11 protein-coding genes are annotated in these 12,541 nt (G+C 67.5%); 9 read left to right on the top strand and 2 right to left on the bottom strand.

The window, feature by feature from the left end; genetic code table 11:
* The 9 genes from FV220_RS21005 to urtA form a co-directional block, all read left to right on the top strand.
* A partial coding sequence (locus FV220_RS21005; protein WP_147833095.1) for a calcium-binding protein occupies nucleotides 1-1,879 on the top strand: 1,879 nt, incomplete at its 5' end.
* Between the two features lie 120 nt (nucleotides 1,880-1,999).
* Nucleotides 2,000-2,221: a hypothetical protein gene (locus FV220_RS21000; protein ID WP_018043953.1), complete on the top strand. Its 222-nt coding sequence runs from the start codon at nucleotides 2,000-2,002 to the stop codon at nucleotides 2,219-2,221.
* Between the two features lie 339 nt (nucleotides 2,222-2,560).
* Nucleotides 2,561-3,025, top strand: a complete 465-nt coding sequence (ureE, locus tag FV220_RS20995; RefSeq protein ID WP_147833094.1) for an urease accessory protein UreE — start codon at nucleotides 2,561-2,563, stop codon at nucleotides 3,023-3,025.
* The gene (locus FV220_RS20990) at nucleotides 3,025-3,723 is read left to right on the top strand and encodes an urease accessory UreF family protein (protein WP_056142211.1); all 699 of its coding nucleotides are present in this window, start codon (nucleotides 3,025-3,027) and stop codon (nucleotides 3,721-3,723) included. Before ureE ends, FV220_RS20990 begins: the two co-directional genes overlap by 1 nt.
* Nucleotides 3,724-3,782: 59 nt before the next feature.
* Nucleotides 3,783-4,478, top strand: coding sequence for an urease subunit beta (locus tag FV220_RS20985; protein ID WP_056142213.1), 696 nt, complete (start codon nucleotides 3,783-3,785; stop codon nucleotides 4,476-4,478).
* Between the two features lie 144 nt (nucleotides 4,479-4,622).
* Complete coding sequence (gene ureC / locus FV220_RS20980; protein WP_056142508.1) at nucleotides 4,623-6,335, top strand: urease subunit alpha; 1,713 nt, start codon at nucleotides 4,623-4,625, stop codon at nucleotides 6,333-6,335.
* A 14-nt stretch (nucleotides 6,336-6,349) separates the two neighbouring features.
* The gene (gene ureG, locus FV220_RS20975) at nucleotides 6,350-6,985 is read left to right on the top strand and encodes an urease accessory protein UreG (RefSeq protein ID WP_147833093.1); all 636 of its coding nucleotides are present in this window, start codon (nucleotides 6,350-6,352) and stop codon (nucleotides 6,983-6,985) included.
* Nucleotides 6,986-6,990: 5 nt separating this feature from the next.
* Nucleotides 6,991-7,851 carry an urease accessory protein UreD gene (locus FV220_RS20970; RefSeq protein ID WP_147833097.1) on the top strand — a complete coding sequence of 287 codons (861 nt, stop codon included), beginning with the start codon at nucleotides 6,991-6,993 and terminating at the stop codon, nucleotides 7,849-7,851.
* A gap of 173 nt (nucleotides 7,852-8,024) precedes the next feature.
* Nucleotides 8,025-9,275 (top strand): urea ABC transporter substrate-binding protein, encoded by a 1,251-nt coding sequence (gene urtA / locus FV220_RS20965; protein WP_147833092.1) that lies wholly within the window; start codon nucleotides 8,025-8,027, stop codon nucleotides 9,273-9,275.
* Between the two features lie 119 nt (nucleotides 9,276-9,394).
* On the opposite strand, the gene FV220_RS26440 is transcribed toward urtA, so the two are convergent.
* Both FV220_RS26440 and FV220_RS20955 read right to left on the bottom strand, forming a co-directional pair.
* Complete coding sequence (locus FV220_RS26440; protein ID WP_210245957.1) at nucleotides 9,395-10,141, bottom strand: PAS domain-containing methyl-accepting chemotaxis protein; 747 nt, start codon at nucleotides 10,139-10,141, stop codon at nucleotides 9,395-9,397.
* Between the two features lie 176 nt (nucleotides 10,142-10,317).
* The coding region (locus FV220_RS20955; protein WP_147833091.1) for an aminomethyltransferase family protein at nucleotides 10,318-12,541 on the bottom strand (2,224 nt) is incomplete at its 5' end.

Below are 12,541 nucleotides of genomic sequence, written 5' to 3'. Positions count from 1 at the left end.
TATCCTGACGGGCGGGGCCGGGGCCGATTACATGACGGCCGGCGACGGTGTCGACTGGGCCTATTACAGCGACTCGAGTGCGGGCGTGACCGTGGACATCAGCGCCGGCAAGGTCGCCGGCATCGGCGGCAGCGCCGAGGGCGACGCCCTGGTGGATTTCGAGAACATCCTCGGCTCGGCCTTCGACGACAAGCTCTCCGGCAACGGCTTGGCCAACATCCTCAGCGGCGCCGCCGGGAACGACGCGCTCTACGGCTATGACGGCGACGATACCCTGCTGGGCGGCGCGGGCGCGGACAGGCTCGATGGCGGTGCCGGCTTCGACACCTTGGATTACGGCGCCTCCGCCGCCGGTGTGTCGGTCAACCTCTCCACCGGGGCCGTGAGCGGCGGCGACGCGGCGGGGGATGTCCTCGTCGGGATCGAGCGGGTGGCGGGATCGCGCTTCGCCGATACCCTGGTCGGGACGCTCGGGGTCGATCTCCTCGACGGGCGGGCCGGGGCCGACAGCCTGCAGGGGCTCGGCGGCGACGATGTGTATGTCGTCGACGACAGCGGCGATCTCGTCTTCGAGGTCGCGGGGGGCGGGGCCGATACGGTGCTCGCCGCCGTGAGCTACCGGCTCGCCGCCGGCCAATCCATCGAGACCCTGCGGACCATCCTCGATACCGGCACCATCGCCATCGACCTCACCGGCAACGCGTTCGTCAACAAGCTGGTGGGCAATGACGGGGCCAATGTCCTCGATGGCGGGGCGGGCGCCGATACCCTCTATGGGCGGGCCGGCAACGACATCTTCATCGTCTCGGCGGCGACCGACAAGGTGTTCGAATCCGCCGGCGACGGCGTCGATACGGTGAGGGCCGCCGTGAGCTATGCGCTGGCCGCCGGCCAATCCATCGAGACCTTGCGGACGATCCTCGACACCTCCACAACCGCCATCGACCTCACCGGCAACGACCTCGTCAACAAGCTGGTGGGCAATGACGGGGCCAACCTCCTCGACGGCGGCGCCGGGGCCGACAGCCTGTACGGGCGGGACGGGGACGACACGTTCATCGTCTCGGCGGCGACCGACAAGGTCTTCGAGGCGCTCGGCGACGGGATCGACACGGTGAGGGCCGCCGTCAGCTACGCGCTGGCCGCCGGCCAGTCCATCGAGACCCTGCGGACGATCCTCGACACCGCCACAACCGCCATCGACCTCACCGGCAACGAACTCGTCAACAAGCTCGTGGGCAATGACGGGGCCAACGTCCTCGACGGCGGCGCCGGGGCCGACAGCCTGTACGGGCGGGACGGGGACGACACGTTCATCGTCTCGGCGGCGACCGACAAAGTGTTCGAAGCGCTCAACGACGGTGCCGACACGGTGAAGGCTGCGGTCGATTATGGGCTGGCCGCGGGTCAATCCATCGAGACCTTGCGGACGGCGCGGGATACCGGCACCGCCGCCATCGACCTGACGGGCAACGAGTTCGCCAACAAGATCCTCGGAAACGACGGGCTCAACATCCTGTCCGGCGGCGATGGGGCCGATCTGCTCTATGGCAGAGGAGGTGCCGACACCTTCGTCTTCGACCGGCTCGGCGACAGTACCGTGTCCGGCGCCGGTCGGGACACGCTCAAGGATTTCAGCACGTCCCAGGGGGACCGGATCGACCTTCACTTCATCGATGCGGTCGCCGGCGGCGTGGTGAACCAGGCCTTCCGCTTCATCGAGGACGACGCGTTCACGATGAGGGCGGGCGAGCTTCGCTCCATCGTCTCAGGGGGGAGTACCCTGGTGAGCGGCGATGTGAATGGCGATGCGAAGGCCGATTTCGCCCTGCTCCTGAGCGGCACCTTTGCCCTCCAGACGGCGGATTTCATCCTGTAGTGTCGGCCTGACGAGCCCTTGCAAGATGCGTGATGCATCGAGAAAACGGCCTATGATTCGTGTGACCGGAAGGATGTCGATGAGAGGTTTTTCCTCGTCGCGATGTTTCGGAGGGCTGGCATGGCGAACCATTACTGCCTGGACCCTTTGGATCCCCATGAGGGATCGGAAGTGTTCGTGGTTTTCGAAGGCCGATACCCCAATATTCGCCTTCTGTCGGTCATCAACCGGAATCGCGATGACATTCTCTCCGATCTGGTGGAGGAGCAGAGGCGCGACCTGATCCGCGAGATCGGGGCCTTCTATCGCCCGCCGCTGATCGCCAGGACGGCGACGGCGTAGCGCCCCGAGTGCTGTCCCGACCCGATGCGTCGGTCGACACGATGCCCCGTTCGCGCCGCAAGGCCCGAGCCCGGGGAAGCGCTGGCGTGCCGATGCGAACCCGGTTAGCTTCCTCTTCTGGACCTTGCCGCTACGATCGGCACACATCTCGCGGGATGCGCAGCCCTGCCCTCCTCCCCCTTGTGGGGAGGAGTTGGAGGTGGGGGTGGTTGGGCGACCCTCAGCTTGCGGAGGCTGGCGGAGCCACCCCCACTCCCAACCTCTCCCCACAGGGGGGAGAGGGACGCGCTCTGCCTGGATGTGTGAACCCAGTGGCCCCACCGGGAGAGTGGAGACCGAATGCGCGTCATCGACCGTATCGTGGGCAGCAGGCTCGATCCCGAGATCGCACACCGCCTGCATCATCTCGATCACCACCATGCCGTCGACATCCTGGCCATCGACAGCGCCGACATGGCCCGGCGGCGTTTGCGGGCGACGACACAGGGCGGCGAGGACATCGCCATCGCCCTGCCCCGCGAGGAAACCCTGTTCGACGGTGCCGTCCTGATCCTCGACACGGACCGCGCCCTGGTGGTGCGGGTCGGGGCGGAACGCTGGCTTCGGCTGGCGCCTGCGGACAAGGCCGCCGCCCTCGAACTCGGCTACCACGCGGGCAACCTGCATTGGCGCGTGCGCTTCGACGGCGAAGACCTGCTCGTGGCCCTCGAAGGCCCGCCGGAGGATTATCTGGCGCGGCTCGGCGATCTGACGGCGTCCGGCCGCGTCGCCCATGGCGTCGACGGGCGGACGGAAGCTGCCTGATGCTACAGCGGCTCATCGCCCTCCAGCAGGCGGATTCGGCCTTTCCCAGCGGCAGCTTCGCCTTCTCGAACGGGATCGAGGGGCTCGCGGCGCTCCCGGACGGTCTCGGCGGGGCGGAACTCGGCCATGCGGTCGAGGTCATCCTGCGTCATCGCTGGGCCGGCAGCGACCGGGTCGCCCTGGTTCTGGCCCATCGCGCGCAAGGGGATCTCGCCCGCCTCGCCCGGATCGACGCCGCCGTGGAGGCGGCCTGCCTGGCGGAACCGATGCGTACGGGCAGCCGACGCAACGGCGGGGCGCTGCTCGCCGCCCATACCCGCATCGGGACGCCGGGAGCCGAAGGCTTGCGCATGGCGGTGCGCGACGGCCCGCTTCTCGGCCACCTTGCGGTGATGCAGGGCGCCCTGTGGCGCTCCCTCGGCCTCGACGAGACCACGGTCACCGAGATCGCCGGCTACCAATGTGCGGCGGCCCTCGTCACCGCCGCCGTGAGGCTCGGGCGGGTCGGCGCCATCGAGGCGCAGCGCATCCTCTCCGCCCTGATGCCGGTGCTGGCGGAGATCGCGGCCCGGCCTGTGCAAGGGGGCGAAGAGGACGACACCGACCACGCCGACATCATGCTCGTCGCCTTCACGCCGCTCATCGAGATCGCCACCATGCGTCACGCCCGCGCCGATCTGCGCCTGTTCGCGAATTGAAACCGCCGCCGGACGGTGAAACCCGGTTCCGGGAACGGACGAGGCCGTAGGGACCACCAATGCTGCTGACACCGACCGAACTCGAACGGCTGACCATCTTCACGGCGGCGGAACTGGCGCGAAAGCGCCGCGCGCGCGGCCTCAAGCTCAACTACCCGGAGGCCGTCGCCATCATCTCCGACGAGATCCTGGAGGGGGCGCGCGACGGGCGCAGCGTCGCCGACCTGATCGGGTGGGGCTCGACCATCCTCACCACCGGGGACGTCATGCCCGGCATCGCCGCCATGCTGCCGATCCTGCAGGTCGAGGGCGTGTTCCCCGACGGGACCAAGCTCGTCACCGTGCACGAGCCGATCCGGCCCGCCGAGGGGGCGCCGGCCGATACGCTGGAGCCCGGCGCGATCCTGCCCGCCGAGGGGGAGATCGAGCTCGCGGCGGGGCGCCCGCGCACCACCATCGAGGTGGTCAATACCGGCGACCGGCCGGTGCAGATCGGATCGCATTACCACTTCTTCGAGGTCAATCGCGCCCTCGATTTCGACCGCGAGGCGGCTCTGGGCCTGCGCCTCGACATCCCGGCCGGCACGGCGGTGCGGTTCGAGCCGGGCCAGCGCAAGACCGTGACCCTCGTGGGATTCGGCGGCGAGCGCCGGCTCACCGGCCTGAACGACCTGACCCGGGGGACGATCGACACGCCGGCGGACCGCGCCGCCGCCCTGGCGCGGGCCAAAGCCGGCGGCTTCAAGGGTGCCTAGAAGTCCGGGCGCGTCAGACCGGACGACGATGAGGAGACCTCATCGTCGTCCGCCCGCGCGACGGCGCGGCGGCGGGCGTCCGCCGAACGCACTGATTCCGGCCATCGGCCGGGATCAGTGCCGCTTGGTATGAAGGATATCATCATGGTGACGATCCCCCGCCGCGACTACGCCGCCCTCTACGGTCCCACCACGGGGGACGGCGTGCGCCTCGCCGACACCTCCCTCGTCGCCGTCGTCGAGAAGGATTACGCCGTCTACGGCGACGAATGCCTGCATGGCGGCGGCAAGACCCTGCGCGACGGGATCGGCATGGCGCCGGGCGTCACCTCGGCCGAGGGCGCCCTCGATTTCCTGCTCTGCAACGTCCTCGTCATCGATCCGGTGCTCGGCATCGTGAAGGGCGATCTCGGCATCCGCCACGGCAAGATCGTCGGCATCGGCAAGGCGGGCAACCCGGCGATCATGGACGGGGTCGATCCCCGGCTCATCGTGTCGGCCGGCACCACGGTGCGCGATTGCGAGGGGCTGATCGCGACGCCGGGCGCCATCGACGTCCACGTGCATTTCGATTCCGCCGCCCTGCCCGATCACGCCATCGCGTCGGGCATCACCACGCTGCTGGGCGGCTCGCTCGGGCCGATCACCGTGGGCATCGATTCCGGGGGGCCGTTCAACACGGGCAAGATGCTCCAGGCGGCCGAGCAGTGGCCGGTGAATTTCGGCTTCCTCGGCCGTGGCAACACCCACGAGCCGGCGGCCCTGAAGGAGCAGTTGGAGACCGGTGTGCTCGGCCTGAAGATCCACGAGGATTGGGGGGCGATGCCCTCGGCCATCGATGCCTGCCTGGGATTCGCCGACGAGCACGACTTCCAGGTCCAGCTCCACACCGACACGCTCAACGAATCCGGCTTCGTCGAGGACACGCTCGCCGCCATCGGCGGCCGGGTGATCCACATGTATCACACGGAAGGGGCCGGCGGCGGGCACGCGCCGGACATCATCCGCGTCGCCGGCCTGCCCCATTGCCTGCCTTCGTCGACGAACCCGACCAATCCCTACACGGTGAACACGTTCGACGAGCACCTCGACATGACGATGGTGTGCCACCACCTCAACCCGGCCCTGCCGGAGGACGTGGCCTTCGCCGAGAGCCGCATCCGCGCCCAGACCATCGCCGCCGAGGACGTGCTGCACGATATCGGCGCGATCTCGATGCTCGGCTCCGACAGCCAGGGCATGGGCCGCATCCACGAGGTGATCTGCCGGACCTGGCAACTCGCCTCCAAGATGAAGGACCAGCGCGGCAGCCTGCCCGAGGACCGGGCCGGTTTCGGCGACAATGCCCGGATCAAGCGCTACATCGCCAAATACACGATCAACGCGGCGCGCACCTTCGGCATCGCCGAGCACATCGGCTCCCTCGAAGAGGGCAAGATGGCCGACATCGTCCTGTGGCGGCCCGCCTTCTTCGGCATCAAGCCGGAACTCGTCATCAAGGGCGGCTTCATCGCCTGGGGCGCCATGGGCGATTCCGCCGCCTCGCTGATGACCTGCGAACCGATGCTGCTGCGCCCGCAATGGGGCGCGTTCGGCCTCGCCAAGCAGGGGCTCTCGGCCTGTTTCGTCCATCCGCTGGCGATCGAGCGGGGCCTGCGCGACGAGCTCGGCCTGCGCAAGGCGCTGCTGCCGGCCCATGGCACCCGGACGCTCAGCAAGGCCGACATGCTCTGGAACGACGCCTGCCCCGATATCCGCGTCGACCCCCAGACCTTCGACGTCTTCGTCGACGGGACCATCGCCACCTGCGAACCGGCCAAGGTCCTCCCCCTCGCCCAACGCTACATGCTGCGCTGATGCCCGACACCGCGATGATCCTCACTCCCTCCCCGTCCCGCGCCAGCGCCGCGCGGATCGGCATCGGCGGACCGGTCGGCTCGGGGAAGACGGCGCTGATCGAGCGTCTGATCCCAGTCCTGGCGGGGCGCGGCGTCGATCTGGCCATCGTCACCAACGACCTCGTCACCAAGGAGGACGCGGAGCGCCTGCGCCGGTCCGGGCTGATCGACCCGGCCCGGGTCTCGGCGGTGGAGGCCGGCGCCTGTCCGCACACGGTGATCCGCGAGGACCCGACCCTCAACATCGCGGCGGGCGATGCCCTGGAGGCGGCCTTTCCTGGCCTCGACCTCCTCATCTTCGAATCCGGCGGCGACAACCTCGCCTCCACCTTCTCCCTCGATCTGGTGGATTGGTGGATCTTCGTCATCGACGTGGCGGGGGGCGACGACATCCCGAGGAAGCGCGGCCCCGGCGTGCTGCGCTGCGACCTTCTCGTGGTGAACAAGACCGACCTCGCCCCCCATGTGGGGATCGACCTCCCCGCCATGCTCGCCGAGGCCACAGCCGTGCGCGGCGGCAAGGCGATGATCGCCACCAATGCCCGCGCGGGCGACGGGATCGACGCCGTGGCGGATGCGATCTGCCGCGCCGTGCTCTTCGCGCCTTGAGTGACGTGGGAGAGGAGGTCCGGGGCGTCTCGCCGGAGGGAGCGGGCCGCTCGCGCCATTCTCAGGCGCGCCTCGTCTTCGTGCGCGGCGGCGGCACCACGGTGCTGTCGCGGCAGGTCGTGCCCTATCCGTTCCACATCACGCGGCCGTTCCGGATGTATCCGGACCATCCCGACATCGCGACGCTGTATCTCCAATCGGCCTCCGGCGGGCTCTACCGCGCCGACCGCCTGGGCCTCGACATCACGGCGAGGCCCGGAAGCCGGGCCCATGTCACGACGCAATCGGCCACCGTCGTGCATGACACCGGCGCCTTCGCGGCACGCCAGGACACGCGTCTGGCCATCGCCGGCGACGCGGGCCTGGCGCTGCATCCCGATCCGATGATCCTGTTTCCCGGCGCGGCGCTCGATCTCGACACCCGCATCGTCGTCGGCCGTGAGGCGCGCGCCATCGTCAGCGAAGGCTTCGCCAGCCACGATCCGAGCGGCATGAGCCGGCCGTTCGCCCGGATTGCCCTGTCCCTGCGGATCGAGACCGAGGATGGACGCATCCTCGTCAACGAGCGCTCGACGCTCGACGGCGCGAGTCTCGCCGGCCCCGCCTCCCCCCTCGGCACGTATGCGGCCTATGGCTCGATGGCGATCCTCGGGGGCGTCGAGGGCCATCCCGACATCGCCGCGCTGCAGGGCGCCGCCGATGCGGTGGGGTGCCTGTGCGGGGCGAGCCCGATGCCGAACGCCGCCGGACTGGCCGTGCGGGTCCTCGCGCCCAGCGGGGGCGCCCTGTCGACGGCGATGGATGCGGTCTTCGCGGTCGCCTTCGAAGCGCTGTTCGGTGTCGCCCCCGCGCGCCGCCGCAAATGACGACGGGTTCATGCCTGCCCAGCAATGATGCAGCGTGCGGTCAATTTGCCCTTTAAGAAACGAATTTTCTTCCCGAAACTGTGTCTCGGTCGAGTTGGAGTGATCCGGCTCCGGAGAACAACCGTGGATGGACAGGAGCGTGTCCTCCACAATGACGAGTAAGGAACGAACCGATGGCGTCAAAAGACGAAGGCACCGCTCATCTTCGGCTTCGGCGCCGGTTGCTGCTCGGCCTGGCCGCCGCACCCTTCGTCGCCGCCACGAGAAGTTCGTCCGTCCTTGCGGCCGATGCCGTGAACACCACGGGCCTCGCCGTCACCGACAGCGAGGTGACCGTCGGCATCCTCCACTCCGTCACCGGCACCATGGCGATCTCCGAGACCGGCGCCACGCAGGCCGAGAAGCTCGCTTTCGATGAGATCAACGCCGCCGGCGGCATCCTCGGCCGCAAGATCAAGGTGATCCAGGAGGACGGCGCCTCCGACTGGCCGACCTTCGCGGAGAAGGCCAAGAAGCTCCTCGTCAACGACCATTGCGCGGCGATCTTCGGCTGCTTCACCTCGGCCTCGCGCAAGGCGGCGCTGCCGGTGATCGAGCAGTATAACGGCCTCCTGTACTACCCGACTTTCTACGAGGGATTGGAGCAGTCCAAGAACGTCATCTATACCGGGCAGGAGGCGACGCAGCAGATCCTCGCCAGTCTCGATTGGGTCAACAAGGAGAAGGGCGGCGATACGTTCTTCTTCATCGGCTCCGATTACATCTGGCCGCGCACCTCGAACAAGATCGCCCGCAAGCATATCGAGAGCGTGCTCAAGGGCAAGGTCGTCGGCGAGGAGTATTTCCCCTTCGGCCACACCCAGTTCAACTCGGTGATCAACAAGATCAAGCTCACCAAGCCGAAGGTGATCTTCGTCACCGTGGTCGGCGGCTCGAACGTGGCGTTCTACAAGCAGCTCAAGGCCTCCGGCATCGACCTGTCGAAACAGATCCTGCTCACCCTCTCCGTCACGGAGGACGAGGTCGAGGGCATCGGCGGCGACAACATCGCGGGCGCCTATTCCTGCATGAAGTACTTCCAGTCCATCGAGAACGAGAACAACAAGGCCTTCGTCACCGCCTTCCACAAGATGTGGGGCGAGAAGACCGTCATCGGCGACGTGACCCAGGCCGCCTATCTCGGCCCGTTCCTATGGAAGATGGCCTGCGAGAAAGCCGGTTCCTTCGATGTGGACAAGGTCGTCGCGGCCTCTCCGGGCCTGGAATTCAAGGCCGCGCCGGAAGGTTACGTGCGCGTCGATCCCAATCACCACCTCTGGTCCAAGACCCGCGTCGGCAAGGCCAAGGCCGATGGCCAGTTCGAGATCGTCTATACGAGCCCGGAGCTGATCAAGCCGGACCCCTTCCCCAAAGGGTATCAATAGGCCCGAGCGAGGGCGGTCCTTCACGAGAGGGTCGTGCCGCCCGGACATTGGCCTGGACGTGCTGCTCGTTGGATCGAGCGGCATCGCTCGGTGCGCGGAGCCGGCCTGCCGGAGGGGGCCTACAATCGCAGGGCGCTCTTCAAATGACCGAGTTCGGTTCCGACGGCCTTCGTCACATGCTCACCGAGCGCGGCGAGTTGGCCCATCTCCTTGGCGACGACGCCGAATCCGGCCCCGGCCTCGGCGGAGCGCGCCGCTTCGATCCGGGCGTTCAGCGAGAGCATCTTCAGGGATCGCAGCATCTCGATCATCCGATCCGAGGCCTGGCCGATCGCATCCAGCGCAGTCTGACCGGACTGGATTCGATCCGCCAGGTCGTTGGCGCGACCGAAGTCGATGACGATGCCGTCGAGATAGGCGATCTCGCCCGCGGCATCGGCGCGGCCACCGCCGGTTTCGAGCACGTGTTTCCACGTGCCGCCGGCCGTCTTGACCCGGTAGCTGATCTGCCAGCGCGAACTCGCGCTCAGGGCGGCCCCAACGGCCGCATCGACCGCAGGCAGGTCGTCCGCATGGATCAGGCTCGAGAAGCTCGTCCCATTCCTCAAAAACGAGGCGACGTCGTATCCCAGCAATCTTTCGAAGCCATCCGATAGATAGGTCATATTGTAATCGGCATTGTTGAGGCCGCTATACATAAAGCCATCTATTCTGCTCGATAAATTCTGTAGGAAGGCATCGGCATCGAGCATTTCTTCAACCGATCCCTGACGTGTTTCGCGTTCCCGTTGTTCGTCGTGCAAGCATGGTTCAGGCCATTCCGAGGTCTGGAATCTTGCGCATCGTCCCCATGGGTGCGACCGCATCACGGTTCAGGCGGCGTCGTTCGATCGTCGAGGGTCGCCCGGAATCCTGAAGACATGCAATCGCATCGCTCACGGGGCGCAAGCGGCCTTCGACCCGACGCCCGTCCGATATCGGGTCATCGGTTCTCGCGAGGCTCGCCTGAGGCATCGTCGAGCGAGCCATTGCTCATTCTGCCCTAAGCGGGGATTCCGGCCGTTGCCACGTTCTCCGGCGAGGGCTTGGCGGGGCTGGCCTGTCCCTGATCGCCGCGTGTGGGCGATTCCGCCCGGACGCGCGTCTTCTTGGGATCGAAATGGGGAAACGCCACGATGGTCGCGGGAAGCCGCTTCTGATGGCCGTCGAGCTTGCCGATCTCCACCGACCTACCGATGGCCGCCGCCGAGACGTCGAGGCGCGCCAGGGCGATGGTCTTGCCGAGGATCGGCGATTTCGTGGCGCTGGTGACGATCCCGACCTGGGTCCGGCCGTCATAGACGGGATCGCCGTGCCCGACGGGCTCGTTGCCCGTGACGTCGAGGCCAACCATCCGCTTGTGCGGGTTGTCTCGCCGCCGCGCCACGGCCTCCGACCCGATGGAGGCGTCAGGCTTGTCCTTGGGAACCGTGAAGCCGATGCCCGCCTCGAACGGGTCGGTCTGGTCGCAGAAATCGTATCCGGCGAAGACGAGGCCGGCCTCGATCCGCAGCATGTCGAGGGCGGCGAGCCCCATCGGCGTGAGACCATGCGGCTCGCCGGCCGTCATGATCGAGTCCCAGATCGCGGTCGCCTGGCTCGGGTGGCACCAGACCTCGTAGCCGAGTTCGCCGGTATATCCCGTCCGCGACACCAGGACCGGCACGCCGTCGATGCGCCCGACGGTGAAGCGGAACCATTTCAACTCGTCGATGGTGGGTTCCTGGGGCGGGCTGACCACGAGGCCGGACAGGATCGCCCGCGATCTCGGCCCCTGGACGGAGACGTTGTGGAGCTGGTCGGTGGAGCTCTTCACCCAGACCTTCAGCTTGTGGTCCTCGGCGAGCTTGCGCAGCCAGATGCCGGAATACTCGTCCCCGCAGATCCAGCGGAAGTTGTTCTGGCCGAGACGGAACAGCGTGCCGTCGTCGATCATCCCCCCATGCGGGTTGCACATGGCGGTATAGACGATCTGGTTGACGGCGAGCTTGCGCACGTTGCGCGTCACCGCCAGCTGCATCAGATCCTCGGCATCGGGTCCGATCACCTCGAACTTGCGCAGGACCGAGAGGTCCATGATCGTGGCCCGCTCGCGGCAGGCCCAGTATTCCTCCAGCGGGCCGGCCGCGTTGAAGCAGGTCGGCACCCAGAACCCGCGATAATCCTCCATCTTCCGGGTCAGGGCGGCGGTGCGCGGGTGAAACCCGGATTCGCGGGTGAGGCGCGGTTCGGCATCGGGGGTCATGCGGTGGCTCATACCCTTGGAGAAGGCGCTCTGGGAATCATAGACCCGGACGTGGATGTCGGTGGGGCACCAGCCATTGGCGGGATCGATGTCGTCGGCACAGGACGAGGTGGCGCAGACGAGGTCGGTCAGCGCCCGCAGGAGGACGTAATCGCCCGGGCGTGACCAGGGCTCGTCCATGGTGATCCTGTCGTCCGGCCCCGCGACGGTGTTGTAGAAGAAATTGATCGCCGGCCAGCCTTTCTTGGGCAGGACTCCATGGGGGCTCAGCACCGCGTTGAAGTTGTCGGTGCAGTTCGAATGGCCGGGATATCCCATATCCTCGTAATACTTGGCCGAGCAGGCGAGCATGAACGTGTCGTGGCGCCCGACCGTATCCTGGACGATCTCCACCAGGGGGACCATGCGCGCGTCGAAATACTTCGACAGCAGGCCGGGTTTCGGCGCCGTCGATCCCATCAGGGTATGCGTGGTGGTGGCGTCGAGGCCGTATTCGTCACCTGCTTGAAGGGCGACGGCATCGAAGGCCAGGAAATCCGCGCATTGGCGCCCGTCCACGTCGATGATCTGGATGTACTGGCCGGCCTTGACGGAGAAAGCCTCGGCGGTGGCGGCCTTCACGCGCAGGTCGAGGAGGGGCGGAGCCAGCGGCGGCGGCGCCCTCCCTTCGAGGGATGTGGCGGGCTCGATCTCCACCCGCAGATCGGTCGGGGGATCCTGCGCGTCCGGCGCCATCGGGCCGCCGGGAATGACGAGAACGCAGACGGAGCTCGCCGCCGCCGTGGCGTGGAAGCTCGATCCCGGCGGGGATTCCGCATGGAACAGAGCATGGGCTTCGAGATCGGACGGCGCAACGCCGCGTGCCGCGAGGGCGGCCTCAACCGATCGACCGCCGGCCCCGTCTCCTCGTGTCCGCAGGGTATCCAAGAGGGGCGGGGCGCCCGGTGTCGCCTCCCCGAACGCGCCGGGGCCGGCATAGAGC

Source organism: Methylobacterium sp. WL19, from assembly GCF_008040005.1.
Lineage (GTDB): Bacteria > Pseudomonadota > Alphaproteobacteria > Rhizobiales > Beijerinckiaceae > Methylobacterium > Methylobacterium bullatum.
Note: the sequence above shows the minus strand (reverse complement) of the source record. Positions and strands in the feature narration are given on the sequence as shown.